This window comes from Streptomyces sp. NPDC015345 (genome assembly GCF_043078805.1).
GTDB lineage: Bacteria > Actinomycetota > Actinomycetes > Streptomycetales > Streptomycetaceae > Streptomyces.
In genome coordinates this window covers 125,446-152,025 of the sequence record NZ_JBIBTX010000013.1, presented here as the reverse complement: position 1 = coordinate 152,025, position 26,580 = coordinate 125,446, and the positions used below count along the sequence as shown (strand labels likewise).

The following is a 26,580-nucleotide window of genomic DNA, read 5'->3' as shown; positions in this document are numbered from 1 at the left end:
GAGGCTGGTATGCGCGGTGGACCTTCGGTGCTCGGAATCGTGCTCGCCGGCGGGGAGGGCAAGCGGTTGATGCCGCTCACCGCCGACCGGGCCAAACCAGCGGTCACGTTCGGCGGGACGTACCGCCTCGTGGACTTCGTCCTCTCCAACCTCGTCAACGGCGACATCCTGCGCGTCTGCGTCCTGACGCAGTACAAGTCCCACTCACTGGACCGGCATGTGACGACGACCTGGCGGATGTCGAGCCTGCTCGGCAACTACGTCACACCCGTGCCCGCGCAGCAGCGCCTCGGTCCGCGCTGGTACTCGGGCAGCGCCGACGCGATCCTCCAGTCGCTCAATCTCGTCCACGACGAACAGCCCGACTACATAGCGGTGTTCGGCGCCGACCACGTCTACCGCATGGACCCGCGGCAGATGCTCCAGCAGCACATCGACAACGGCGCGGCCGTGACCGTCGCCGGGATCAGGGTGCCGCGCGTCGAGGCGCCGTCGTTCGGCATCATCACGCCGGCGCGCGACGGGACGCGTGTCGAGAGCTTCCTGGAGAAGCCCGCCGATCCTCCCGGCCTGCCGGGCGCCCCGGACCAGGTCTTCGCCTCGATGGGCAACTATCTGTTCACCACGAAGATTCTCGTCGACGCACTCCAACAGGACGCGGAGAACGAGGAGTCGGCGCACGACATGGGCGGTTCGATCCTGCCCATGCTCACCGAACGGGGCATGGCCCAGGTGTACGACTTCGACGGCAACCACGTGCCCGGCGAGACGCCGCGCGACCACGGCTACTGGCGTGACGTCGGCACCCTGGACTCGTACTACGAGGCCCACATGGATCTGATCTCCGACCACCCGGTCTTCAATCTGGACAACCGGCGCTGGCCGATCTACACCCACTCCGGCGGGCTGCCGCCCGCCAAGTTCTGCGCGGGCGGCATCGCGGGCGAGTCCATCGTGAGCCCCGGCTGTGTCATCCGCGGCCAGGTCACCCGCTCCGTCCTCTCGCCCGGCGTGACGATCGAGCAGGGCGCGGTGGTCCAGGGCTCGGTGCTGCACGACAACGTACGGGTGGGGCGGGGTGCGGTGGTGCGCGGCGCGGTCCTGGACAAGAACGTCGACGTCCCGCCCGGCGCGACGATCGGCGTCAACCCCGAGCGGGACGAGGAGCTGTACACGGTCTCGAAGGGCGGGGTGATCGCGCTGGGGAAGGGGCAACGAGTCGAGTGAGCGGCTGTTGAGCGCGGGTCGGGGGGAGTGGCCGCCGAGGGGCTCCAAGGCTACGCGTGACCCGCATCGCGGGGCGTCCCCCGGCCGAACCCAGAAACGCCGTTTGCTCCCGTTTGTCCTCGCAAGCGCAGGGAACCCGACGCACGTCACGATCTTGGCCGGCCGTGCGGAGCGCGGTGCGGCCATGCCCGACTTTCGCAGGAGGCCTTCCCATGGCACAGGGCCGGCACGACACCCGTGCAGGCGAACCGGACGACACTCCGCAGGTGACGTCAGAGCCGACGCCTCCCTTCCCCGGCAAGAAACACGACCCGCCCGGCATCGAGGCGGACATGACGCCCCGGCCCCGCTACGAGGCGGCGAAGTACAAGGCCGCCGGCAAGCTGATCGACAAGGTCGCGCTGATCACCGGCGGCGACTCCGGGATCGGCAGGGCCGTCGCCGTGCTCTACGCGCGCGAAGGCGCCGACGTCGCCATCGTGCACCTGCCCGAGGAGCAGCGGGACGCGGAGGAGACCCGCAAGGCCGTCGAGGAGGCGGGCCGCACCTGCCTCCTGCTGCCCGGCGACGTCCGCGACGCCGCGCTCTGCCGCGACGTCGTGGCGCGCACGGTGGCCGAGTTCGGCAAGCTGAACATCCTGGTCAACAACGCGGCCTATCTGAACAGCAAGCTGGAGCTCGACCAGCTGACGGCCGAGGACTGGGACCGGACGTTCAAGACGAACGTCTACGCCTACTTCCACCTGGTCATGGCCTCCCTGCCGCATCTCAAGGGCGGCGACGCGATCATCGCCACGGCCACGGAGGAAGCCCTGAAGGGCAGCACCACCATGATCGACTACGCGGCCTCCAAGGCGGCGCTGATCACCTTCACCAAGTCGATCGCGCCCCACCTGGCCAAGCAGGGCGTCCGCGCGAACGTCGTCGCGCCCGGCCCCGTGTGGACGGTCCTCAACACCGCCGACCCGCACATGCCGAAGGACGGCCTCTCCCAGGTCGGCAGCGAGACCCCGCTAGGCCGCCCGGCCCAGCCCGAGGAGCTCGCGCCCGCGTACGTCTATCTGGCCTCCGACGCCGACTCCAGCTTCACGGTGGGCGAGGTCATCGCCGTCACGGGCGGGGAGACGGACACGCGCTGAGCCGTTCGCTTCCGGACCACACGCGTCACATGAAGACCCGCCCGCGCGGACTCCCCGGCCTCGCCCGCGCCGCCGTCACGGAACTGGGCCAGGCCCTCGGCATCGGCGCCTCGGTCGCGCGCGCCGGCCTCGGCGTCCGCTCCTGCGCCGCCCTCACCTCGTCCGCCACCGGCACCCGCCGCACTGCGGGGATCGTCCTGGACCTGGACGACGTGCACCAGGTCCGCAAGGCCGTGGGCGGCACCGTCAACGACGTACTGATCGCCGTGGTCGCCGGAGCCCTGCGGCGCTGGCTCGACGAGCGCGGCGATGGCAGCGAGGGCGTCGAGCCGCGGGCCCTGATCCCCGCGCAGCCTGGCCAGAGGGTCATCATCGCTGACGGGGAGCCGCACCAGATAGCGGCTCGGCGGCAGCCCCCTGGCCGAGTTCTACCCCTTCGCGCCGCTCGCCCGGGGCCAGTCGCTCGCCGTCGCCGTGTCCACGTACCGGGGCCGGGTGCACTACGGCCTGGTCGCGGACGCCGCCGCTGTACCCGACCTGGACCTCCTCGCGCGGAGCGTACGGGACGAGCTCGAGGCCCTCGTGGCGGTGTGCGCGAGCCCACGGGACGGTGTGCGCCAGGTCACGGGTTTGGTGACGGGGCCCTGAGCTACGTAAAGTTCCGCTTTTGAGAGCTTGCGGACGACCGGACGGACCGCGGCACGGAATGACACGAGGACAGCGGCGATGACGGTGACAGACGAAAGCCACGAGGGGACCGTCGCGTACGGCCCCGGCATCGACCCGGACCGTCTCGCCGTCTGCCTCAGTGTGCTCGACGAGCTGGACAAGCTGGACGTGGACCACCCCGACGCGATCGCGGTGCGCCGCGCGACGGCCGGGATCTACCGCACGGTGAAGCAGCGCCGCCGCCAGGAGCGCCGCGCCGCCAAGACCGCCCACGACCGCGCGGTCACCGAGGCCACCGCCACCGGCTCCGCCGAGCGCATCGACGACGAGACTGCGGGCGTGCTGCCCTCCTCCTCGGTGAAGGGCGAGATCGCGGGGATACTCCAGCGCCCGCGCTCCTGCTACACCTGCAAGACGAGGTACGTCGAGGTCGACGCGTTCTACCACCAGCTCTGCCAGACCTGCGCCGCCGAGAACCGCGCCCGCCGCGACGCCCGCACCGACCTGACCGGCAAGCGCGCCCTGCTCACCGGCGGCCGCGCCAAGATCGGCATGTACATCGCGCTGCGGCTGCTGCGCGACGGCGCGCACACCACGATCACCACGCGCTTCCCGAACGACGCGATCCGCCGCTTCAAGGCCATGCCCGACAGCGACGAGTGGATCCACCGGCTGAAGATCGTCGGCATCGACCTGCGCGACCCCGCCCAGGTTGTCGCGCTCGCCGAGTCGGTCGCCGCCGAGGGCCCCCTCGACGTACTGATCAACAATGCCGCGCAGACCGTACGCCGTTCCCCGCAGGCCTACAGCGAGCTCGTCGCCGCCGAGTCCGCCCCGCTGCCCGCCGGTGAGCTGCCCGCCTCCGAGGTGATCGGCACCTTCGGTTCCGGCGCCGTGGCCGCGCTGCCGGTCGCCGGGGGCGGCGCGCTGACCGCCGACGACGTCACCGGCCTCGCGCTGGTCACGGGGTCGGCCTCCCTGGAGCGCATCGCGGCCGGCACGGCGATCGACGCGGGCGGCCTGGTGCCCGACCTGCACGACACCAACAGCTGGATCCAGACCGTCGAGGAGGTCGGCCCGATCGAGCTGCTCGAAGTACAGCTGTGCAACTCGACGGCGCCGTTCATCCTCATCAGCCACCTGCGCTCCGCCATGGCGGCCGCCGCCGCGGCGCACGAGGACGGCCGCGCGTACGTCGTGAACGTCTCCGCCATGGAGGGCGTCTTCGGCCGCGGCTACAAGGGCGCGGGCCACCCGCACACCAACATGGCCAAGGCCGCCCTGAACATGCTGACGCGCACCAGCGCGCAGGAGATGTTCGAGAAGGACCGCATCCTGATGACCGCGGTCGACACGGGCTGGATCACCGACGAGCGCCCGCACCCCGACAAGATGCGCCTGGCCGAGGAGGGCTTCCACGCCCCCCTGGACCTCATCGACGGCGCGGCGCGGGTCTACGACCCCATCGTGCGCGGCCAGGCCGGCGAGGATCTGTTCGGCGTCTTCCTGAAGGACTACGCGCCCGGTAAGTGGTAGTACGCGCCGGCGCTCGGCCGCTGGAACGCCCGCGTCCGCTCCGGCACCCTTGTCCGGAATTTACACAGCTTTGATATTCCATCGAGCGCGGGCGCGCTCATTTGGTTAACCTGGGGTGAGCGGGTGGCCACGAGAGATCCACGAACGTCTCTCGGTCACCCCGGGGACAGGCCGGCAATCACGGCCGCGGTCCCGCCAACTACCGGCGCCACCGCGACCGAATCTTGCCCTTGTCCTTCCGTTACGCGACACAAAGGAGTGCGCGGTGACACCAGAACTGACGAAGCACGAGAAGCGACCGGCGGAACGCGGCGGCGAACGGGCCGGCAGGCCCCCCAAGCTCCGCAACCTGGAGGCGTGGGCCAAGGCGGCCCCCATTCGTCTGGCGGGTTACGAGGACGACCTCGCCGAGCCGCACATCCTCCCGGGCATCGACTGATCGGTACCGCCGGTCGTCGGCTTCGCACTGTGCCCCCGCCCGTGGCGGGGGCACAGGTGTATCCGGTGTGGCGCGGACGACCGTCCCCTCCACGACCGTCCGCCCCCCGTCGCCATCTCACGCCAGTACCCCTGTGGGGCCGGGAGATTCACCCACAGGACACCTCGGCGCGGGATGCGCGTGACGAAGTGTCGAGGAGGTCGCGGAGCGACGTGCGGGCCTGTTGCAGGTCGGCGATGCGCGTGTCCAGCTCGGACAGGTGCGTCCGGAGGTGCTCCAGGACGCAGGTGTCGAGTTCCGGTCCGTCGCCGAGGAAGCACGGCATGAGGTCGCGGATGATCCGGGTGGGGAGCCCCGCGGCCAGCAGCGTCCGGATCCGCGCGACGGTCGTCAGCGCGCCCTCGCCGTAGTGCCGGTGGCCGCCGTCCGTCCGGGACGGGACGAGCAGGCCCTGTTCCTCGTAGTAACGCAGCAGGCGCACGCTCACGCCTGTCGCGCGGGCCAGTTCGCCGATCTTCATGTGGCGCACCTCACGTGTCATGAACTTGAACCTCACATGGATGTGAGATCGTAGCGTCGCCTTCATGACGACGGCACAAGCACCCATCTCCCTCTACGGTTTCCTGCGCCCCCGGCCCGAACGGGCCGACGAGGTCCGGCAGTTCCTCGCCTCCCTCGTGGAGCCCACCCGGCGGGAGGAGGGCAACCTGGAGTACCACCTGCACGCGCAGGACGACGGCCGGCTCTTCCTGTACGAGGTCTGGCGCTCCCAGGAGGACCTCGACCGGCACAACGCCACACCGGCGCTGCGCCACTTCCTGGACCACCTGCTGGACTTCCTCGAAGAAGCGCCCGACGGCTACTTCGACACCATGATCAGCCCGTATCCGAGCGAGTCGGGCGAGTCAGGTGAGTCGGGTGAGCCGTTCGTGGGCTCGAAAAACCGGTGGATCGGCGCCGCTGAACGCCACTAACGTGCTGCCGGACCGAGTCGCCTGACCAAGGACGGGCCGTTGTACACCCTGTGAGACACCCCGAGAGCTGATCTGTAGCGCGCCGCGCCTCCGCGTCGCGCTGCCCTTTGCTGCGGACTTCTCACTGAAACCGGTGTACTTCTGTGCTTGAAAACTGGGTGGTCATGCCCACCTGCCTGCCCGTCGTCCTGCGCCGTTGCCACACGTGCGCGTCCGAACGGTTCCGGGCCAACGGCAAGTTTCGTGTCAACGCGAACCACAAACTCCTCGATGCCTGGCTCCTCGTGCTCTGTACCGCTTGCGGGGAGACCGCGAAGCTCACGGTCCTGGAGCGGATGAATGTGCGCTCCGTACGGCCCGAGCTGCTGGACCGGATGCACGACAACGACCCGGGCCTGGCAGCCGAGTTGCTCCAGGACCCGGGCGTGCGGCGCCGCAATCGCATCGCTCTCGACTGGGCGGACGCCTGGCGTCTCGACACCGGCGGATCGGATCACCTGGACCGCGAGGTGATCGACGTATCGGTCCGCTTCGCGGCGCGGATCCCGGTCCGGCCGGTGCGGCTGATCGCTGAAGGCCGCGGTCTTCCGCGGGCCGAGGTCGAGAGGCTGATCGGCGAGGGCAAGGTCGTCTCGGCGGTCCGGCTGAGCGGCAAGCTCTCCGGTGACTTCACCTTCATGCTCAAACGCTGAGCCCTGCCAGGCCCGGGGCCTGTCCGGCGCGATCCGCCGGGCAGGCCCCGGGCCGCGGGCGGCCACCTTCAGGTCATGCGGCGGCTGCTTGCCGCCGGTCCACGAACTCCGTGACGGTACGGGCGAACAGCTCGGGCAGCTCGAAGGGCAGCGCATGGCCGCAGTCCAGCTCCAGGAACTCGGCGCCGGCGATGGACGCCGCCAACTCCCTTTGGTGGTGCGGCGGGACGATCAGGTCCTGGGACCCCGACACGACCAGGGTGGGGGCGGTGATCCTGGCCAGCGCCTCGGTGATGTCCACCCGGATGTTCAGCTCCGACTGGCGGGCCATGCCGTCCGCGTCGAACAGCGCGTTGCACGCGGCCACGCTCTCCTCGAAGTCCTCGGTGCGGCGCCCGGCCAGCGTCTTGGCGCCGAAGGCGGTGACCTGGAGCGCCCGGGAGAACAGGTCCTTGTCGACGCGCAGCAGCCGCTGCCACAGGTCGAACTGGAACTCCTGCCACGGGTCGGTCACCGCCCAGCCGGCGTGCAGGAAGAGGGAACGTATCCGCTCGGGGCGGGCCCCGGCCGCGGCGGCCGCGACCGTGGCCCCCAGGGAGTGCCCCGCCAGGTGGAAGGTGTCCAGACCCGCCGCGTCCACGGCGCCGAGCACCTGGGCGACCAGGTCGTCGACGGTCAGCGGGCCACCGGCGTCGGTGGTGGCACCCGACCCGGACAGGGTCGGGGCGACGATGGTGCAGCGGTCCTTGAGGGCGTCGATGACCGGGCCCCAGTTGCCCTCGGGGGTGGCGCCGGTGCCGTGCACCAGCACCAGGGCCGGACCCGATCCGGTGATCAGGCAGTCGACGGCGCTGTCGCCACCGGAGATCGGGACGTGAACGGTCGTATGGCTCATGGTGGTTGGGACCTTTCGGGGGAAGGCGCGAGGCGTACGGCGAGTTGTACATACGCCGCCGACAGGCCCGCCCAAACGTCAAGAACGTCAAGGCATGAGTGACCTCCGTGCGTTGACAGGCGGGGGCCGGGTGACTGTAATGGTGCTCGTGCCGCGTGGCGCCGACCAAAGAGCAGTGGGCAGGTCGGCGATCGGGCGAGCACCTTCACTCAAGGACGTCGCCGATGGACACGTCGTGAGTTCACACCGCCAGGCCTTCGCCTGATCCGCGCGCCTTCGCGCGCCCCGGTCACGCCCCTCACGCGTGGCCCCACCTTTCACCGCGTACGACGCGAAACCCGCACAACGCGAACCGCGCCCAGCGCGGTAACCGAACATTCCGTACGGAGACCTGACACCGCCATGCCCACACCCGCCACATCCTTCAACCAATCCGTCATCGACGAGTTCCGCGCCAACGGCGGCAAGGTCGGCGGCCCCTTCGAGGGCGGCGACCTGCTCCTGCTCACCACCACCGGAGCCAAGTCCGGCAAGGAACACACCACCCCGCTCGGCTTCGTCCGCGACGGCGACCTGCTCCTGCTGGTCGGCTCGAACCTCGGCGGGCCGCGCCATCCCGACTGGTACCACAACATCCTGGCCCACCCGACGGTCGGCGTGGAGCTCGGCACCGAGGAGTTCCAGGCGATCGCCGTCCCCGCCGAGGGGGAGCGGCGCGACCGGCTCTTCGCGCGGATCACGGCAGCCGAGCCCGGATACGGCGACTACCAGGCGCGGACCGGCCGGATCCTGCCCGTCGTCGTCCTTGAGCGGCCCGCGCACGAGGCCGGCATCCCCCACGAGGCCGGCAACTTCGCCGAGAAGATGCAGCAGGTGCACCTGTGGCTGCGCGGCCAGCTGCGGCACGTACGGGACGAGACCGAGGCACACGTCGCGGCGACAGCGGCGCACCAGGGCCCCGGAGCGCCGCCGGCACCGGGGCTCGGGCTCCAGATCCGCCAGCACTGCCTGGCGTTCTGCGAGGCCCTGGAGTTCCACCACACCAGCGAGGACGCGCAGCTCTTCCCGACGATGGCGGGTTACCACCCCGAACTGCGCGAGACCTTCGACAGGCTCGCCGAGGAACACCGGGCCGTCGCCCGCATCCAGGGCGAGCTCGCCGGGCTCCTCACCGGTTTCGATGGTGCGGACCCGGATCGTTTCCGGGCCGAACTGGCGCGCATGTCCGAGGAGTTGACCCGCCATCTCGACTACGAGGAGGAAGCGCTCCTGCCGATCCTGGCCGAACTGCCGTGGCCGCCCGGCCCGCCCGTCCCGCCCGGACAGCCCGAGGCCGTCAAGTAGCCGCGGTCTGTTCGGTGCCGGGCAGCCGCGGCCCCCGCGCGGGGCCCGGTGTCCGGCTCGCGGCCGTGCGGGTGGCCAGGTCGTCGACGACGTCGAGCAGGCTGCCCGCGCGGGCGCGGATGGAGCGCTGCCGTTGCGCTCCGCCGCCATGCGTGACGAGATGCCGCAGCACCTTGGTGACCTGCGACAGCTCGCGGTGTTCCGCCAGAGCCGGCCGGACGTGCTCCAGCAGGCGGCGTACCTCGTGTGTGGTCGGCACCAGCCGGCTGGTCCGCGGATCGAGGCTGTGCCCGGTCAGACCGTCGCGGGCACACCGCCAGTACGCCGCACGCAGCAGCGCTTCGTCCATCGCGGGCCCGGGGTCGCCGCGCCGTACCCGTTCCAGCGCACGGACGACCAGTGCCCGTACGAGGACGGCGAAGACCGCCGCTTCCTCGACGGTGGTGGGGACGTCCATCGCCCTGATCTCCACGGTGGGCAGGTGCGCGCACGGACGCACGTCCCAGTACAGCGAGCGTTCGCCCCGGATCGCGCCGGCCTCCTGGAGCGAAGCCGCGAGCGCGTCGTAGTGCGCGGCCGAGGAGAAGTACGGCGGCGGGCCGGACACGGGCCAGCGCGTGACTCCCAGGGTCCGCCAGCTGCAGTAGCCGCTGTCCCGCTCCTCCCAGAAGGGGGAGTTCGCCGCCAGTGCCACCAGGACGGGCAGCCACGGCCGCAGGTGGTTGCCGACCAGGACGGCGTGCTCCCGGTCCGGGACCTGGACGTGTACGTGCAGCCCGCAGAAGGCGAAGGTGTCGTACAGGGACCTGAACATCTCGAACTGGGGAAGGTAGTGGGCATCGTCATTGAGCGGCATCGGCGTCCGCATGCCCAGCAGCGGTGTCCCGGAAGCGAGAGGGCGCACCCCGTCCCGCGCCGCGGCGGTGACGACGGCGGAGCGTACGCGCCGCAGTTCGTGCCGGAGTTCGCCGAGGGTCCGGCAGGGCGGAGTCTTGCCCTCCACCTGATACCGGGACGCCTCGCCCGTCACCAGGTCCCCGAGCACCGGCTTGACGCGAGCCAGGATCCGGGGCGCCGCCGCGACCACCGTGCGCTGTGCGGCATCGACGAGGAAGTACTCCTCCTCGACACCGACGGTGGGGATATGGTCCGCCATGCGCCGTGTCCTTCCGCCGACGTGCATGCCTGTCCCTCTGTGCCTGTCCCTCTGTGCACCTTCCTCGTCCGGAGGGCCGACAGCGAGTCCGGCGCGGCCGGGAGCATGACAGGACCCGGCAGAGGGGCACTCCAGGATCCCAGCGCCCGCGTGGGTTCACACGTCCCGTACCGGCCCCGTGCTCTCCCGCTCGATGAGCCGCGGCAGCGGCACCTGGACGGTCGCCGCGGGCCCGTCGTCGAGGAGGGCGAGCAGCTCGCGGGCGGCCGTGCGGCCGAACGCCACGGTGTCCCGGGACAGGGCCGTCAGCCATGGGTGCACCATGCGGCACAGCGCCGAGTCCTCCCAGGCCACGACCGACACGTCGTCCGGGACGCCGAAGCCGAGGGAGGACGCGGCGGCGACCCCGGCCACGGCCATCACGTCGTTGTCGTACACCAGCGCTGTCGGCGGTTCGGCGGACTGCAGGACGCGCCGGGTCACGGCGGCGCCCTCCGCGTCGGAGTAGTCGGTCGTCACCGAGCGCACCCCGGACAGGCCGCGGCTCGCCGCCTCGGCCCGCAGGGTGCGCATGCGGCGCTCGGTGTGCGCGAGCCCTTCCATGCCCGCGATGTGCACGATTCGGCGGTGCCCGAGGGCGTGCAGATGGCCCACGACCGACGCCATCGCCCCCGCGTCGTCCGCCCACACCGTGGAGAGCCCCGGCGGTCCCGCCTCCGGGTCGGGCACGCCGCCCGTCACCACCGCGGGCAGCCCCAGCTCGTCGAGGAGCGCGGGCCGGGGATCGTCCGTGCGCGGGTCGACCACGAGCACGCCGTCCACCCGGTGCTCGGCCCACCAGCGGCGGTAGACCGCGCACTCGGCGGCCACGTCCTCCACCACCTGGAAGAGCAGCCCCAAGTGCCGCTCGGCCAGCACCTCCTGGACGCCGGAGATGAGCTGGAGGAAGAAGGAGTCGACGCCCAGCGTCGCCGCGGGCCGCGCCACGACCAGGCCGACGGTGGCCGAGCCCTCGCCCGACAGGGCGCGCGCCGCCGTACTGGGCCGCCAGCCGAGCTGCTCCGCGACCCTGCGCACCCGGTCGCGGGTGATCTCGGAGACGCCGGGCCGGTCGTTGAGCGCGAAGGAGACGGCGCTCTCGGAGACCCCGGCGCGGCGCGCGATGTCCTTCATGGTCGGCCGGCGTGCCGGTGACCGCTTGCCTTGCACCCGTAGCCCCTTTCCTGACACCGCGCACTAAAGCGCTTGAGCGCACCGACTCTAAAGCGCATTAGTCATCCGCCGCAAGACCCGTAACACACGCGCCTGACCTGGGAATTGCCGGGCGGAACCAGAGATCTTCGCTATCGATTCCCCGAATCCATTGACTTTGCGCCACGGTTGGATGCAGGGTCTGCCTCGGCGTGGATTGCCCGGCTCGGACGGCCGCAGTCACCGCCGTCTCACGCTGGGCCGAGCAAAGGAGCCGTTTCACCGTGCGTATCTCCCGTATTCCCCGCAGAGCGGTCGCCGCAGGCGCCGTCCTCGCTGTCCTGCTGCCGCTGAGCGCCTGTGGCGACGGAGGCGACGGCGGCGGTTCCACGGACGCGTCGGGCAAGATCGAAGGCAAGATCACCTTCCAGACCTGGAATCTGAAGGCGAACTTCAAGCCCTACTTCGAGGGCCTCGTCGCCGAGTTCGAGAAGAAGTACCCCGGCACCGACGTCAAGTGGATCGACCAGCCCGGCGAGGGCTACGCCGACAAGATCAGCGCCGACGCCGCCGCGGGCACACTGCCCGACGTCGTGAACGTCTCGCCCGACCTGGTCGCCCCGCTCGCCAAGGCCGGCCTCGCGCTCGACCTCGACAAGGCCGCGGGCAAGTACGAGAAGGAGTACCTCCCCGGGGCCTGGAAGAGCCACCAGATACCGGGCACGGAGGGGACGTACGCCTTCCCCTGGTACCTGAACACCGGGCCGCTCTTCTACAACAAGCGCCTCTTCAAGGACGCGGGCCTCGACGCGAACAAGCCCCCGAAGACATACGACCAGCTCTTCGACCAGGCACTGCGGCTGGCGGAGAAGAGCGACGGGAAGATCGCCACGCTCGCCAACGTCCCCACCATCGAGGACTTCGGACGCTACGGCGTCCCGCTGATGAACAAGGAAGGCACCGGCTTCACCTTCAACGACGCCAAGGGCGTCGAACTCCTCACCAAGTACAAGAAGTTGTACGACGCCAAGGCCCTGGACGGGCAGGCGCTGACCGCGACGCCCGAGTCGACCGGCAAGAAGTTCCTCACCGAGGCCGTCGCGATGAACCCCGGCAGCGCGCTGGACCTGGAGAAGTTCAAGAAGGACGCGCCGAAGCTCTACAAGAACATCGGCATCACCCCGCAGATCAGCAACACCGGCAAGGACAACATGTACGTGATGGGCGTGATGGTGAACGCCCGCACCAAGCAGACGCCGGCCGCCGTCGCCTTCGCGCACTTCGTCACCGACGCCAAGCACCAGATGGAGTTCGCCAAGCAGGTCGCGATCTTCCCCAGCACGCAGGGCTCCCTTGACGACCCCTACTTCACCGAGCAGGACGGCAAGGAGGAGACGCGGGTCCGCGTCGCCGCCGCGAAGTCCATCAGGACCGCCGTGAACTACACGCCCGTGCTCTTCACCGAGCAGATGAAGGTCGAGCTGCGCAACTCCGTCGCCAAGGCACTCCAGGGGAAGGAGAGCCCCAAGGAAGCGCTTGACAACGCTGTCAAGAACTGCGACCGGCTGCTGAAGCAGAGCTGAGACCGGGCGCCGCCGAGCCGAGCCGAGCCGTGCCCAGCCGTGAAGTCATGACCAGGGAACGCCAGCCATGAAGACCAGTACCGTCACCAGAACCCCGGGCGCGGGCCGCGCCGCCGCCTCCCCGGGCGGCGGCCGGACCGCCACCCGCGGGCGCGCCAGGATCCGGCGCCAACTGTCCACCAGTCCCTGGCTGTTCGCCGCCCCCGGGCTCGCGATCGTCGGCGTCTTCAGCCTCTATCCGTTCGTCAGTACGATCATCAACTCCTTCACCGACAAAAGGACGTTGATCCCCGGCGAGTACGTGGGGCTCGCCAACTTCCGAGAGCTGCTGCACGACGACATGTTCTGGATCGGCCTGCGCAACAGCACGCTGTACGTCCTCGTGGTCGTCCCCGCGCTCGTCCTGCTGCCGCTGCTCCTTGCCATGCTCGTCCAGAAACACATCCCCGGCATCACCTTCTTCCGGTCCGCCTTCTACACCCCGGTGGTCGCCTCCATCGTGGTCGTCGGCCTCATCTGGGTGTGGATGCTCGACGAGCGCGGCCTGGTGAACGCCGTGCTGGAGGCGGTGGGCGTCGGCAAGGTCGGCTTCCTCAGCGACCAGTGGCTGCTGCTGTTCAGCGCCATGGCCGTCACGGTCTGGAAGGGCCTCGGCTACTACATGATCATTTACCTGGCGGCCCTCGCCAACGTGCCGCGCGAACTCCACGAGGCCGCGGCGGTCGACGGCGCGGGAGCGGTGCGCCGCTTCTTCAGCGTCACCGTGCCCGCCGTGCGCTCCACCATGGTGCTGGTCGGCGCGCTCTCCTCGGTCGCCGCCTTCAAGGTCTTCTCCGAGGTCTATCTGATGGCGGGGCCCACCGGCGGCCCCGCGGGCGAGGACACCACGCTGGTGATGCTGGTGCAGCGCACCGGCACCGGCCTGACCGGGCGCGTCGGCTACGCCTCGGCCATCTCCGTCGTCATCTTCGTCGTCACCGTCGCGCTGATGCTGCTCGTCCTGCGGGCGGACCGGAAGGAGGACGCGTGAGCATCACCGAGCACGAGACGCGCCCGAAGACCCGCCGCCGGCCGCGCGTCACCGACGAGAACGGCCGCCGGATGCCCGTGTGGGAGATCGTCCTGCGCTACGGACTCCTGCTCGCCGTACTGGCGCTGATGATCGGGCCGTTCCTCTGGCAGCTGTCCACGTCCCTGAAGGGGCCGCACGAGGACATCTTCAGCTCCCCGCCGAGGTTCCTGCCCTCCGACCCGACCTTCCACAACTACGAGCGGGTCGCCGACACCATCCCCGTCTGGGACTACGCGCTCAACTCCCTGAAGGTGGCCGCCGCCAACGTCGTCACCAACTGCGTGGGCGCCGCCCTCGCCGGCTACGCCCTGGCACGCCTGCGCTACCGCGGCCGCAGGGCGGCCACCCTCGTCTTCATCCTGGCCATGCTGGTGCCCGTCGAAGGCATCATCATCGCCCAGTTCACGACGATGCGTGAACTCGGCCTGAACAACACCCTCATCGGGGTGCTGCTGCCGGGCTGCGTCTCCGCGCTCAACGTCCTGCTCATGCGCAACGCCTTCCTCAACGTGCCCTACGAGATCGAGGAAGCCGCGTTCGTGGACGGCGCGAACGTCTGGCAGCGCTTCGTCCGCATCGCGCTGCCCGCCGTCAAGGGCACCCTCGCGGTCGTCGCGATCTTCGCCTTCATGGGCGCCTGGGACGACTTCCTGTGGCCGCTCATCGTGCTCAGCGACCCCGAGCGCTTCACCCTCACCATCGGCCTGAACTACCTGCACGGCACCTTCGCCAACGACGAACGCCTCGTCGCCGCGGGCACGGTCATCGCCGTGCTCCCACTGATCGTCCTCTTCGCCTGCCTCCAGCGGTACTTCTTCCGCGGCGTCGGCGAAGGCGCGGTCAAGGGCTGAACGGCGCCACCCCGCACCCACGAGGAACCAGGACCCGCATTGCCTCTCGCATCGCCCTCCGCAACGCCTTCGGGCGCGCCGCGCTTCGGCGCCAACTACACGCCCGGCCAAGGGTGGTTCCACCACTGGCTCGACTTCGACCTCGACGCCGTGCGCGCCGACCTCGACGCGGTCGCCGCACTCGGTCTCGACCATGTGCGGGTCTTCCCGATCTGGCCGTACTTCCAGCCCAACCGCACCCTCATCCGCCCGCGCGCCGTCGAGCAGCTCGTCCAGCTCGCCGACGCCGCCGCCGAGCGCGGCCTGGACGTCAACGTCGACGGCCTCCAGGGCCACCTGTCCAGCTTCGACTTCCTGCCCGCCTGGACGCAGACCTGGCACCGGCGGAACCTCTTCACCGACCCGGACGTCGTCGCCGGGCAGGCCGCGTACCTGCGTACGCTCGCCGCCGCGCTCGCCGACCGGCCGAACTTCATCGGCATGACCATCGGCAACGAGATCAACCAGTTCTCCGCAGGGCCGCACCCCGACCCCGACCGCGTCACCGAGGAGCAGGCCGAGACCTGGCTGCGCACCGTACTGGCCGCCTGCGAGGAGGGCGCCCCCGGCAAGCTCCACCTGCACGCCGAGTACGACGCCGCCTGGTACCAGGCCGACCAGCCCTTCACCCCCGGGCAGGCCGCCCGGCTCGGCGCCGTGACCGCCGTGCACTCCTGGGTCTTCAACGGCACCGCCCAGCGCCACGGACGCACCGGCACCGCGACCCGCGCCCACGCCGCGTACCTCATCGAGCTGTCCAAGGCCTGGGCGCTCGACCCGCACCGCCCCGTCTGGCTCCAGGAGGTCGGCGCGCCCGCACCGCTGATCCCCGCCGAGCACGCGGCCGCCTTCACCGAGGAGACGATCGAGGCCGCCCTCGACTGCCAGGACGTGTGGGGCGTGACGTGGTGGTGCTCCCACGACGTCTCGCGCGACCTCGCGGATTTCCCCGAGCTGGAGTACAGCCTCGGCCTGTTGACCAACGACGGGCAGGCCAAGCCCGCGGGCGCGGCCGTCGCCCGTATCGCGAAGGAGTGGCGTGGCCGTACGTACGCGCCGGCGCCCCGGACCACGGCGGTGGTCGTGGACGACGCGATGGAGCGGCGTGTGGAGTGCGCGCCCGGGGGAGCCGTCTTCGAGGCGTTCGCCCGCCTCACGCAGGACGGTGTCCGGCCGACGGCCGTCCTCGCGAGCCGGGCCGCCGACGCGGAGCATCTCGCTGCGCGGGGCATCACGGAAGTGGTGACGCCGCAGGAGGTCCGCTAGGCCCGTAAGACTTCCGTAGATCGCGCCGCGCGCTCGTCCCCGATCGCCGGACGGGCTCACATTTTCCACCCCGGGAGATTCTCATGCATGACGACCGCACCCTGGTCGAAGGCCGTCTCAAGCGCGTTCTGGACGAGCGCATCAGGCCGGCCGTGTACCCCGCCTCCGTGCCGCTCGACGTCGCGGTGTGGAACGCGCCGGGCGAGCCCGTACCGGTGGCCGAAGGGCTCGCCGCCGAGCCGTCGCCGACCGCCGTCGGTGAGCGGTGGGGCGCGCCCTGGGGGACCAGCTGGTTCCGGGTGACCGGGACGGTGCCCAAGGAGTGGGCGGGCAGGACCGTCGAGGCGATCCTCGACCTCGGCTTCGACGAGAACATGCCGGGCTTCCAGTGCGAGGGCCTCGTCTACCGCCCCGACGGCACCCCGGTGAAGGGACTCAACCCCCGCAACCAGTGGGTGCGGATCGCCGCGCCCGCCGAGGGCGGCGAAGAGGTACGGCTGCACATCGAGGCCGCGTCCAACCCCGTGATCCTCGACTACCACCCCTTCCTGCCCACCCAGTTGGGCGACAAGGAGACGGCGGGCAGTGAACCCCAGTACAAGCTGGAGCGCATGGACCTCGCCGTCTTCGACGAGACGGTGTGGCAGCTCGTCATCGACCTCGAGGTCCTCGGCGAGCTGATGCGGGAGCTGCCCGAGGACTCCGGGCGGCGCTACGACATCGTGCGCGCCGTCGGCCGTGCCCTTGACGCCGTCGACCTCCGGGACGTGAACGGCACGGCCGCCGCGGCCCGCGCCCTGCTCGAAGGGGTCCTGTCGGCCCCCGCCGAGCCCTCCGCGCACCGCATCAGCGCCGTCGGCCACGCCCACATCGACTCCGCGTGGCTGTGGCCGCTGCGCGAGACGGTGCGCAAGGTGGCGCGTACGACGTCGAACATGACGGCGCTCATCGAGGACGAGCCGGACTTCGTCTTCGCCATGTCGCAGGCGCAGCAGTGGGCCTGGATCAAGGAGCACCGGCCCGAGGTGTGGGCGAAGGTCAAGGCGGCGGTCGCCGACGGGCGGTTCGTGCCCGCGGGCGGCATGTGGGTCGAGTCGGACACCAATATGCCGGGCTCGGAGGCGATGGCCCGTCAGTTCGTGCACGGCAAGCGGTTCTTCCTCGACGAGTTCGGCGTCGAGAACGACGAGGCGTGGCTGCCCGACACCTTCGGCTTCGCCGCCGGACTGCCGCAGATCATCAAGGCGGCGGGCTCCAAGTGGCTGCTCACCCAGAAGATCTCGTGGTCGCAGACCAACCGCTTCCCGCACCACACCTTCAACTGGGAGGGCATCGACGGCACGCGGATCTTCACGCACTTCCCGCCCGTCGACACGTACAACTGCTCGATGAAGGGCAGCGAGATCGCCCATGCGGCGAAGAACTTCAAGGACAAGGGCGTCGCCCGGCACTCCCTCGCGCCGACCGGCTGGGGCGACGGAGGCGGCGGCACCACCCGCGAGATGATCGCCAAGGCCGCGCGCCTGCGGGACCTCGAAGGTTCGGCGACCGTCCGGTGGGAGACGCCGGAGCAGTTCTTCGAGAAGGCCGAGGCGGAGTACCCGAACGCCCCCGTCTGGGTCGGTGAGCTGTACCTGGAGCTGCACCGCGCGACGCTCACCAGCCAGGCGGGCACCAAGCAGGGCAACCGCCGCAGCGAGCACCTGCTGCGCGAGGCGGAGCTGTGGGCGGCGACGGCGGCCGTGCGGTGCGCCGAATTCGCGTATCCGTACGCCGAGTTGGACCGCATCTGGAAGACGGTCCTGCTCCACCAGTTCCACGACATCCTGCCCGGCTCGTCCATCGCCTGGGTGCACCGCGAGGCCCGCGCGACCTATGCGGCGCTCGCGGCGGAGCTGAACGGCATCATCGAGGCGGCGCAGCGCGCGCTCGCCGGTGAGGGCGGCGGCGACCTGGTCTTCAACTCCACGCCGCACACCCGTGACGGCGTGCCCGCGGGCGGCGCGCGGCCCGCCGTGATCGACGGGCAGTCCGCGATCGCCACGCGCGCCGAGGGCGGCTTCGTCCTCGACAACGGCCTGCTGCGGGTCGAGATCGACGGGCGGGGCCTGGTCGTCTCCGCGTACGACCTGGTGGCCGACCGTGAGACGGTCGCGCCGGGGGCCGCGGCGAACCTGCCGCAGATCCACGCCGACTTCCCGAACATGTGGGACGCGTGGGATGTGGACGAGTTCTACCGCAACACCGTCACGGACCTCACGGAGGCCGATGAGGTCGTGGCGGGGGAGGGCGCGTCGGTCCGTATCGTGCGCAGCTTCGGTGCCTCGCGCATGACGCAGGTCCTGGCGCTGGTGCCGGGCGCGCGGCGGCTCGACATCGACACCGAGGTCGACTGGCACGAGACGGAGAAGTTCCTGAAGCTGGCCTTCCCGCTGGACATCCACGCGGAGCGGTACGCGTCGGAGACGCAGTTCGGCCACTTCTACCGGCCCACGCACACCAACACGAGCTGGGAGGCCGCCAAGTTCGAGGCGTGCAACCACCGCTTCGTGCACATGGAGGAGCCGGGCTGGGGCGTCGCGCTGGTCAACGACTCGACGTACGGCCATGACGTGACCCGCGCGGTCCGCACCGAGGACGCGGGCACGACCACGACGGTACGCGTCTCGCTGCTGCGCGCCCCGCGCTTCCCCGACCCCGAGACGGACCAGGGCGTGCACCGCTTCCGGCACGCGCTGGCGCCGGGCGCGGCGATCGGCGACGCGGTGCGGGAGGGCTACCGCATCAACCTGCCCGAGCGGAGGGTGAGCGGCGGCGCTGAAGTGGCCCCGCTGGTGACCGTCGACAACGACGCGGTCGTCGTCACGGCGGTCAAGCTCGCCGACGACGGCAGCGGCGATGTGGTCGTCCGCTTCCACGAGGCATACGGCGGCCGGGCACGGGCCACGCTGACGGCGGGCTTCGAGGCCGCCTCGGTCACGGTGACCGACCTGCTGGAGCGGCCACTGCCCGACGCGTCGGCCCCGGAGCGGACGGGTGATGCGATCGCGGTGACGCTGCGGCCGTTCGAGCTGATGACGCTGCGGTTGGGGAGGGCCTGAGCGAGGCGGCTGTTCCTGGAGGGGCCGGTCTCTGTCAGTGCTCGAAGCGCGCCGGAGGGCAGGGGCCGCCGCCCTTGCGCGCCGTGGCGCGTAGTCCGCGAGGGCCTCTGCCCCTGCCGGGCGGTCGGCGGTGCTCGAAGCGGCGGGCGGGTGGAGTGAGCCGGGGTGCTCCGCCCGGCCGGCGAGTGTGAACCAGGCCATGCTGGTCACGAACTCACCGAACTCACCGAACCCGCCGAACCCGCCGACCGAGCTCCCGCCCCAGCTGTGCGGCCGACCGGTCGGCCCAGGTGGAGGTTCCGGCCGACCTCCCTCCCCATCGGCTGAATCGGCGCGGCGCACCGCCGGGTGACTTCGCCCCGCCCGGCGCTCCCGCCGGGCGTCGGCCTAGGGCCTGTCTGACAATTCCCGCCTGCCTCGCGACGCCAGCACGCACTCTCGCCGCACCGGGCGCAGAGCCAAGTACATATCCAGTACGAGGCCCTACGCCCGGCACGCCGAGAGCACGCACCTGACGCCGCGAGGCCGCCCTCCGGGCGACGACGCGAATTGTCAGACAGGCCCTAGCCGTCCAGCTGTGCCCGTAGCCACTCCTCCACCTCGCCCACATGCGCCGCCGCCGCGGCCCGTGCCGCCTCCGGGTCGCGGGCGAGGAGGGCCCGGTGGATCCGGGCGTGCTCGCGCCGTGTCCGCTCGAACGCGCCCTCCTCCTGATAGCCGCGCCACACCCGCGCGCGGAACGTCCGGGACGACAGGCCCTCCAGGATCGCGGCCATCGTGTCGTTGCCCGCCGCCAGGGCGATCGCCCGGTGGAACGCCAGGTCGTGGGAGAGGATCTCCTCCGGGTCGTCCGTGGCGTTCATCGCCGCCAAGTGCTTCTCCACCTCGGCCAGTTGGCCGGTCGTGATGCGCGCGGCGGCCAGGGCAGTCGCCGTCGACTCCAGGACCCGCCGCACTTCGAGCAGCTCCACGAGCCGGGGCCCGCGCGACAGGTCGGCCACCACGCCGAAGGTCTCCAGCAGATCGCCGGCCTCCAGCTGCGTGACGTAGATGCCCGAACCGTGCCGGGCCTCCAGTACGCCCATCACCGTCAGCGCCCGGATCGCCTCCCGCATGGAGCTGCGCGAGATCCCGAGCCGCGTCGCCAGGTCCCGTTCCGTGGGCAGCCGCTGGCCCGGCTCCAGCCGGCCCTCGCCGATCATCGCCTTGACCTCTTCGATGGCCCGCTGCGTCACGGTGCCCTTCTGCGGGGCGGACTGGTCCACGTAGCGCTCCTCCACTGGCCTGGTGCGGCGCAGTCTAGCCAGCGATGTGGTCCGACCACTACGGCCTGAATACGGGAAGATTTGGCGCCGAGGGGTGTTGTGCGCGCCAAGTGGTCTGATAAATATTCGCGTCATCAGGTTCTGCAACACCTCCGATCCCGACTGATCCCGACCGAACCCACCGTTCCCGCTCGATGAGGAGCCGTCAGATGGCCCGCAGAACAGTGCGCAACCGGCCCGGCAGGATGGGGACTTCGCGGACGGCGCGCGCCGCGGCGGCGGCCGCCTGCGCGAGCCTGAGCCTCGTGCTCGCGGCGTGCGGCAGTACGAAGGACACCGCGGCGCCCGGCGGCGCGGGCGGCGGCGAGGGCGAGGTCGGGGTGATCCTGCCCCTGCTGACGTCGCCGTTCTGGCAGTCGTACAACGACTACGTGCCGAAGATGGCGAAGTCCGAGGATGTCGACGCGAGGAAGACCGTCAACTCCAACAGCGACCCCTCGCAGCAGATCACCGACATCAACAACCAGCTCAACCAGGGCGTCAAGGGCCTCGTCGTGGCGCCGCTCGACAGCGCCGCCATCTCCGCCGGACTCGACCAGGCCGAACGCAAGGGCGTACCCGTGGTCGCCGTCGACGTCGCGCCCGAGAAGGGCGAGGTCGCGATGGTCGTACGGGCCGACAACGCGGCGTACGGCGAGAAGGCCTGCGACTACCTCGGCAAGCAGGTCGGGACCGGCGAGGTCGTACAGATCATGGGCGACCTCGCGTCCGTCAACGGCCGCGAGCGCTCCAAGGCCTTCCGCGACTGCGTGAAGAAGAAGTACCCGAAGCTGAAGGTCCTGGAGATCCCCGCCAAGTGGGAGTCCGACACCGCCGCCTCCAAACTCGACACGCTGCTGAACTCCCACCCCGGCATCAAGGGCATCTACATGCAGGCGGGCGGCGTCTACCTCGCGCCCACCCTCCAGACCCTCAAGTCCAAGGGGATGCTGAAGAACGCGGGGGAGAAGGGGCACATCACCGTCGTCTCCAACGACGGCATCCCGCAGGAGCTCGACGCCATCCGCAAGGGCCAGATCGACGCGACCGTCTCGCAGCCCGCCGACGCCTATGCCAAGTACGGCATGTACTACATCAAGGCCGCGATGAACGGGAAGAAGTTCAAGCCCGGACCGACCGACCACGACTCCGAGATCGTCGAGCTGCCCAGCGGCATCCTGGCGGACCAGCTGCCCGCGCCGCTGGTCACCAAGGAGAACGTCGACGACGCCGAGCTGTGGGGCAACTCGGCCGGATGAGTACGCCGATGACCGAGCCCCCCGCGCGCGGCCGGACCGCGACACCGCTCGTCGAGGCGTCCGGGGTGGCCAAACGGTACGGACCCACCGTCGCCCTGCGGGACGGCCGCCTGACCGTCCTGCCCGGCGAGTCCCACGCCCTCGTCGGCCGCAACGGCGCGGGCAAGTCCACCCTCGTCTCCCTGCTCACCGGGCTCCAGGCCCCGGACGCGGGCACCATCCTCTTCGACGGTGAGCCCGCGCCGCCGCTCGGCGACCGCGACGCCTGGCGCCGCAAAGTGGCCTGTGTCTACCAACGGCCCACCGTTGCGCCGGAGTTGACCGTAGCCGAGAACCTCTTCATCAACCGGCAGCCGGCCGGCCGCGGCGGGTTCATCAGCTGGCGCAGAATGCGCACCGAGGCAGCCGAGCTGCTCGACACCTGGGACGTGCGCGTCGACCCCGGGGCGCGCACCGCCGACCTCCTCGTCGAGGACCGGCAAATGGTGGAGATCGCACGGGCGTTGAGCTTCGGCGCGCGCTTCATCGTCCTGGACGAACCGACCGCCCAGCTCGACAACCGCGAGATCGAACGCCTCTTCACGCGCATGCGCGCCCTCCAGGACTCCGGCGTCACCTTCCTGTTCATCTCGCACCACCTCCAGGAGGTGTACGAGGTCTGTCAGACCGTCACCGTGCTGCGCGACGCCCACTGGATCACCAGCGCACCCGTCACCGAACTGCCCCGCGCCGCACTGGTCGAGGCCATGGCGGGCGAGGTCATCACCGGCCAGGCCGAGGCCGAGGCGGCCGTCACGCGCACCGAGGTCCCCGCCGACGCCCCTGTGATGCTGGAGGCGCGCGGCCTCACCGGCGCCTCGTACACCGACGTCGACCTGACCGTCCGCGCGGGCGAGGCCGTCGGCCTCGCGGGATCCAGCGGCAGCGGCAAGACCAACCTCGCCGAGAGCTTCGCGGGCCTCCACACGCCGACGGCGGGCACGGCCCGGCTGGACGGCCGGATCCTGCCGTTCGGGGACGTCGCCGCGGCCCTGCGGGCCGGGGTCGGCTGCGTCCCGCGCGACCGGCACGGCCAGGGCCTCGTCTTCGGCATGTCCATCGGTGACAACGCCACGATGAGCGTCCTCGACCGCCTGGGCCGGTACGGCTTCATCGGCACCGACACCAGGCGCCGCTTCGCCGACGGCCTCATCGACCGCCTCGACATCCACGCCGAGGGCCCCGGGCAGCCGGTCTCCGACCTCTCGGGCGGCAACGCCCAGAAGGTCGTCATGGCCCGTGCCCTGGCCTCGGACCCGCGTCTGCTCGTCCTGATCAATCCCACCGCGGGTGTCGACGTGAAGTCGAAGGAGTCCCTGCTGGCGCGCGTGGACACCGCCCGCGAGGACGGCACCGCCGTGCTCGTCGTCTCCGACGAACTCGACGACCTGCGCCGCTGCGACCGCGTCCTGGTCCTCTTCCACGGCCGGATCGTCGCCGAACACCAGGCGGGCTGGACCGACCACGACCTCATCGCGTCGATCGAGGGGGTGGGACAACCGGACCCTGCCGACAGCCCATCCGGCGGCGCGGGGCACCGCGCGACCAGCCACACCGCACCCGCAGCCGAATCACAAGGAGACCACCGTGGCTGACCTCAAGGCCGCGGCCGCGACGGCCGCCGCCCCCGCCCGACCGGGCCGGGACGCGGCCTCGGCCAAATCCGTGCTCCTGCGACGCGCCCGCGAACTCGCCCTTGTGCCCGCCCTGTTGCTGCTCATGCTGCTCGGCGCCCTGCTCAACGACTCGTTCCTGACCGAGCGCAACCTCATCTCCGTCCTCGGCGCCTCCGCCGCCCTCGCGATGGTCGTCCTCGCCGAGTCACTCGTTCTGATCACCGGCAAGTTCGACCTCTCCCTGGAGTCGGTCGTCGGCATCGCGCCCGCGCTCGGCGCGCTCCTCGTCCTGCCCGCGGCCCAGGCCGGGTTCGGCACGGACATGCCCGCGGCCGTCGGGCTCCTCGCCATCCTCCTGGTCGGCGCGGCCATCGGCGCCTTCAACGGCGTACTCGTGGTGAAGCTCAGGCTCAACGCGTTCATCGTGACGCTCGCCATGCTGATCGTGCTGCGCGGTCTCCTCGTCGGCGCCACCAAGGGCAAGACCCTCTTCGGCATGCCCGACGCGTTCTACACGCCGGCCACCTCCACCTTCCTCACCATCCCCCTGTCGGTGTGGGTCGCCGCGGCCGCCTTCGGCATCGCGGGCTTCGTCCTCAAGTACCACCGCGTGGGGCGCGCCCTGTACGCGATCGGCGGCAACCCGGACGCGGCGCGCGCCGCCGGCATCCGCGTCGAGCGCGTCATGCTCGGCGTGTTCGTCGTCGCCGGGAGCCTCGCCGCGGTCGGCGGGCTCATGCAGACCGGCTATGTCGGCGCCATCAACGCCAACCAGGGCCAGAACATGATCTTCACGGTCTTCGCCGCGGCCGTCATCGGAGGCATCAGTCTCGACGGCGGCAAGGGCACCATGTTCGGCGCCCTCACCGGCGTACTGCTGCTCGGCGTCGTACAGAACCTGCTCACCCTCGCCCAGGTGCCGTCCTTCTGGATCCAGGCCATCTACGGCGGAATCATCCTGGTCGCCCTGATGATCGCGCGCGTCACGACCGGCCGCGCACAGGACTGACCCCGTACCGGTCCGCGGCCCGTACCGGTTCCCGGCCCCTACCGGTCCGCCGCTCCCCGCTCCTTTCCGGAAAGGCCTGCTGTGTCCCCGACTCCCGCCCGCATCACCGCGGTCGACACGTACGACATACGGTTCCCCACCTCACGGGAACTGGACGGGTCCGACGCCATGAACCCAGACCCCGACTACTCCGCCGCCTACGTGGTGCTGCGCACCGACGCGGGCGACGGCCTGGAGGGGCACGGCTTCACCTTCACCATCGGCCGCGGCAACGACGTGCAGGTCGCGGCGGTCCAGTCGCTGCGCCACCACGTGATCGGCCGCGACATCGACCGGCTCTGCGCCGACCCCGGCACCCTCAACCGCGACCTGGTCGGCGACAGCCAGCTGCGCTGGCTCGGCCCCGAGAAGGGCGTGATGCACATGGCGATCGGCGCGGTCGTCAACGCCGTCTGGGACCTCGCGGCCAAACGCGCGCGCAAGCCGCTGTGGCAGCTCCTCGCCGACGCCCCGCCCGAATGGCTCGTCGCGCAGGTCGACTTCCGCTACATCGCCGACGCCCTCAGCCCCGAGGAGGCGCTCGATCTGCTGCGGACCGGCCGCAAGGGGGCGGCCGGGCGTGCGGCCACCCTGCGCGAGCGCGGCTTCCCCGGCTACACCACCTCACCCGGCTGGCTCGGCTACAGCGACGAGAAGCTCACCCGGCTGGCCCGCCAGGCCGTCGCCGAGGGCTTCACCCAGATCAAGCTGAAGGTCGGCGCGGACCTCGCCGACGACGTCCGCCGCTGCCGCACCGCCCGCGAGGCGATCGGCCCCGGCATCCGCATGGCGATCGACGCCAACCAGCGCTGGAACGTCGGCGAGGCGGTGGAGTGGACACGCGCCCTCGCCGAGTTCGACCCTTACTGGGTGGAGGAGCCCACCAGCCCCGACGACGTCCTCGGCCACGCGGCGATCCGCGCGGCCGTCGCCCCCGTCAAGGTCGCCACCGGCGAGCACGTCCAGAACCGCATCGTCTTCAAACAGCTCCTCCAGGCGGGCGCCATCGACGTCCTCCAGATCGACGCGGCCCGCGTCGGCGGCGTCAACGAGAACCTCGCGATCCTCCTCCTCGCCGCCAAGTTCGGCGTCCCCGTCTGCCCGCACGCGGGCGGCGTCGGCCTGTGTGAACTCGTCCAGCACCTCTCGATGTTCGACTACGTGGCCCTCTCGGGCACCACCGAGGACCGCGTCATCGAGTACGTCGACCACCTCCACGAACACTTCATCGACCCGGTCGTGCTGCGCGGCGGCCACTACACCGCCCCGACCGCGCCGGGCTTCTCGGCGACGATGCGGGCCGAGTCCGTCGCCGAGTACACCTATCCGGACGGCACGTTCTGGGCCGCCGACCTCGCATCGGACAAGGGAGCAGCCGCATGAACGATTTCGAGGGACTCAAGGCGCTGGTCACCGGCGGCGCGTCCGGCATCGGCCGCGCCACCGCCGATCTGCTCGCCGCTCGCGGCGCGGAGGTCGCCGTCCTCGATCTCGACCCCGGCGGCGTGGCGAAACCGCTCCGCGCGTACGCCGCCGACGTCCGCGACGACGCCTCGGTGCGAGGGGCGGTCGCCTCGGCGGCGGCCGGCCTCGGGGGCCTCGACGTCCTCGTCAACAACGCGGGCATCGGCGCCCAGGGCACCGTCGAGGACAACGACGACGCCCAGTGGCACACCGTCCTGGACGTCAACGTCCTCGGGATCGTCCGCACCACCCGCGCCGCCCTGCCCCACCTGCGCGCCTCGGCACGGGCGGCGATCGTCAACACCTGCTCCATCGCCGCCACCGCGGGCCTGCCGCAGCGCGCCCTGTACTCGGCTTCGAAGGGAGCGGTCCTCTCCCTGACGCTCGCCATGGCCGCCGACCACGTACGCGAAGGGGTACGCGTCAACTGCGTCAATCCCGGCACCGTCGACACCCCCTGGGTCTCCCGCCTCCTGGACGCCGCCCCCGACCCGGCGGCCGAGCGGGCCGCGCTCCAGGCCCGCCAGCCCACCGGCCGCCTCGTCACGGCGGACGAGGTCGCGGCCGCCATCGCCTACCTCGCGAGCCCCCTGTCCGGCGCCACCACCGGCACCGCACTCGCCGTCGACGGCGGCATGCAGGGCCTGCGGCTGCGGCCGGTGGGCCGGTGAACGCC

Annotated in this window: 22 protein-coding genes and 1 pseudogene; 18 read left to right on the top strand and 5 right to left on the bottom strand. The window is 71.0% G+C overall.

All coding sequences use genetic code 11. The features are described 5' to 3' along the window. Positions 1-9 precede the first annotated feature (9 nt). From glgC to ACF062_RS36840, 5 genes and pseudogenes are all read left to right on the top strand, one after another. On the top strand, positions 10-1,227 hold the full coding sequence (gene glgC, locus ACF062_RS36860) for a glucose-1-phosphate adenylyltransferase (RefSeq protein ID WP_392144240.1): 1,218 nt from the start codon (positions 10-12) through the stop codon (positions 1,225-1,227). A gap of 212 nt (positions 1,228-1,439) precedes the next feature. Beyond that, a complete protein-coding gene (locus ACF062_RS36855) occupies positions 1,440-2,366 on the top strand; it encodes an SDR family oxidoreductase (protein WP_392144238.1) in 927 nt (308 codons plus the stop codon). Between the two features lie 44 nt (positions 2,367-2,410). After that, positions 2,411-3,014, top strand: a pseudogene (locus ACF062_RS36850) (WS/DGAT domain-containing protein); the annotation flags it as partial. A gap of 78 nt (positions 3,015-3,092) precedes the next feature. Beyond that, the gene (locus ACF062_RS36845) at positions 3,093-4,571 is read left to right on the top strand and encodes an SDR family NAD(P)-dependent oxidoreductase (RefSeq protein ID WP_392144236.1); all 1,479 of its coding nucleotides are present in this window, start codon (positions 3,093-3,095) and stop codon (positions 4,569-4,571) included. Between the two features lie 265 nt (positions 4,572-4,836). After that, positions 4,837-5,010 (top strand): hypothetical protein, encoded by a 174-nt coding sequence (locus tag ACF062_RS36840; protein ID WP_167515794.1) that lies wholly within the window; start codon positions 4,837-4,839, stop codon positions 5,008-5,010. A gap of 148 nt (positions 5,011-5,158) precedes the next feature. On the opposite strand, the gene ACF062_RS36835 is transcribed toward ACF062_RS36840, so the two are convergent. Continuing rightward, positions 5,159-5,551, bottom strand: coding sequence for a MerR family transcriptional regulator (locus ACF062_RS36835; protein WP_392144234.1), 393 nt, complete (start codon positions 5,549-5,551; stop codon positions 5,159-5,161). 43 nt (positions 5,552-5,594) lie between these two features. Here ACF062_RS36835 and ACF062_RS36830 point away from each other — a divergent pair, with 43 nt between their 5' ends. Further along, positions 5,595-5,984, top strand: a complete 390-nt coding sequence (locus ACF062_RS36830; RefSeq protein WP_392144232.1) for a putative quinol monooxygenase — start codon at positions 5,595-5,597, stop codon at positions 5,982-5,984. A 143-nt stretch (positions 5,985-6,127) separates the two neighbouring features. Then, a complete protein-coding gene (locus tag ACF062_RS36825) occupies positions 6,128-6,676 on the top strand; it encodes a DUF1062 domain-containing protein (protein WP_392144230.1) in 549 nt (182 codons plus the stop codon). 73 nt (positions 6,677-6,749) lie between these two features. Here ACF062_RS36825 and ACF062_RS36820 read toward each other — a convergent pair whose 3' ends face one another. Continuing rightward, positions 6,750-7,571: an alpha/beta fold hydrolase gene (locus ACF062_RS36820; RefSeq protein WP_392144228.1), complete on the bottom strand. Its 822-nt coding sequence runs from the start codon at positions 7,569-7,571 to the stop codon at positions 6,750-6,752. A 402-nt stretch (positions 7,572-7,973) separates the two neighbouring features. On the opposite strand from ACF062_RS36820, the gene ACF062_RS36815 reads away from it, so the two are divergent. Beyond that, a complete protein-coding gene (locus ACF062_RS36815; RefSeq protein ID WP_392144226.1) occupies positions 7,974-8,915 on the top strand; it encodes a nitroreductase/quinone reductase family protein in 942 nt (313 codons plus the stop codon). Here ACF062_RS36815 and ACF062_RS36810 read toward each other — a convergent pair. Both ACF062_RS36810 and ACF062_RS36805 read right to left on the bottom strand, forming a co-directional pair. Then, the gene (locus ACF062_RS36810; RefSeq protein ID WP_392144224.1) at positions 8,908-10,071 is read right to left on the bottom strand and encodes a glutamate--cysteine ligase; all 1,164 of its coding nucleotides are present in this window, start codon (positions 10,069-10,071) and stop codon (positions 8,908-8,910) included. The genes ACF062_RS36815 and ACF062_RS36810 overlap by 8 nt on opposite strands. Positions 10,072-10,227: 156 nt before the next feature. Further along, positions 10,228-11,244 (bottom strand): LacI family DNA-binding transcriptional regulator, encoded by a 1,017-nt coding sequence (locus ACF062_RS36805; RefSeq protein ID WP_263303384.1) that lies wholly within the window; start codon positions 11,242-11,244, stop codon positions 10,228-10,230. 302 nt (positions 11,245-11,546) lie between these two features. Between ACF062_RS36805 and ACF062_RS36800 the strand changes: the two genes are divergently transcribed. The 5 genes from ACF062_RS36800 to ACF062_RS36780 all read left to right on the top strand — a co-directional run bounded on the left by ACF062_RS36800 (position 11,547) and on the right by ACF062_RS36780 (position 19,174). Continuing rightward, on the top strand, positions 11,547-12,845 hold the full coding sequence (locus ACF062_RS36800; RefSeq protein ID WP_392144222.1) for an extracellular solute-binding protein: 1,299 nt from the start codon (positions 11,547-11,549) through the stop codon (positions 12,843-12,845). Positions 12,846-12,912: 67 nt separating this feature from the next. Further along, the gene (locus ACF062_RS36795) at positions 12,913-13,875 is read left to right on the top strand and encodes a carbohydrate ABC transporter permease (RefSeq protein ID WP_392144220.1); all 963 of its coding nucleotides are present in this window, start codon (positions 12,913-12,915) and stop codon (positions 13,873-13,875) included. Beyond that, positions 13,872-14,768 carry a carbohydrate ABC transporter permease gene (locus ACF062_RS36790; RefSeq protein WP_392144218.1) on the top strand — a complete coding sequence of 299 codons (897 nt, stop codon included), beginning with the start codon at positions 13,872-13,874 and terminating at the stop codon, positions 14,766-14,768. Before ACF062_RS36795 ends, ACF062_RS36790 begins: the two co-directional genes overlap by 4 nt. Before the next feature lie 39 nt (positions 14,769-14,807). Continuing rightward, positions 14,808-16,073, top strand: a complete 1,266-nt coding sequence (locus ACF062_RS36785) for a glycosyl hydrolase (RefSeq protein ID WP_392144216.1) — start codon at positions 14,808-14,810, stop codon at positions 16,071-16,073. Between the two features lie 83 nt (positions 16,074-16,156). Then, on the top strand, positions 16,157-19,174 hold the full coding sequence (locus tag ACF062_RS36780) for an alpha-mannosidase (RefSeq protein ID WP_392144214.1): 3,018 nt from the start codon (positions 16,157-16,159) through the stop codon (positions 19,172-19,174). A 563-nt stretch (positions 19,175-19,737) separates the two neighbouring features. Here ACF062_RS36780 and ACF062_RS36775 read toward each other — a convergent pair. Further along, complete coding sequence (locus tag ACF062_RS36775; RefSeq protein WP_223778356.1) at positions 19,738-20,439, bottom strand: FadR/GntR family transcriptional regulator; 702 nt, start codon at positions 20,437-20,439, stop codon at positions 19,738-19,740. A 209-nt stretch (positions 20,440-20,648) separates the two neighbouring features. Between ACF062_RS36775 and ACF062_RS36770 the strand changes: the two genes are divergently transcribed. From ACF062_RS36770 to ACF062_RS36750, 5 genes are all read left to right on the top strand, one after another. Then, positions 20,649-21,737, top strand: coding sequence for a sugar ABC transporter substrate-binding protein (locus ACF062_RS36770; RefSeq protein WP_392144213.1), 1,089 nt, complete (start codon positions 20,649-20,651; stop codon positions 21,735-21,737). A gap of 8 nt (positions 21,738-21,745) precedes the next feature. After that, positions 21,746-23,371, top strand: a complete 1,626-nt coding sequence (locus ACF062_RS36765; RefSeq protein ID WP_392144211.1) for a sugar ABC transporter ATP-binding protein — start codon at positions 21,746-21,748, stop codon at positions 23,369-23,371. Next, positions 23,364-24,401 (top strand): ABC transporter permease, encoded by a 1,038-nt coding sequence (locus ACF062_RS36760; RefSeq protein ID WP_392144209.1) that lies wholly within the window; start codon positions 23,364-23,366, stop codon positions 24,399-24,401. Before ACF062_RS36765 ends, ACF062_RS36760 begins: the two co-directional genes overlap by 8 nt. An 81-nt stretch (positions 24,402-24,482) precedes the next feature. Further along, positions 24,483-25,823, top strand: a complete 1,341-nt coding sequence (locus ACF062_RS36755) for an L-fuconate dehydratase (protein ID WP_392144207.1) — start codon at positions 24,483-24,485, stop codon at positions 25,821-25,823. Next, positions 25,820-26,575: an SDR family NAD(P)-dependent oxidoreductase gene (locus ACF062_RS36750; protein WP_392144205.1), complete on the top strand. Its 756-nt coding sequence runs from the start codon at positions 25,820-25,822 to the stop codon at positions 26,573-26,575. The genes ACF062_RS36755 and ACF062_RS36750 overlap by 4 nt, the downstream gene beginning before the upstream one ends. The last annotated feature ends 5 nt before the right edge of the window (positions 26,576-26,580 follow it).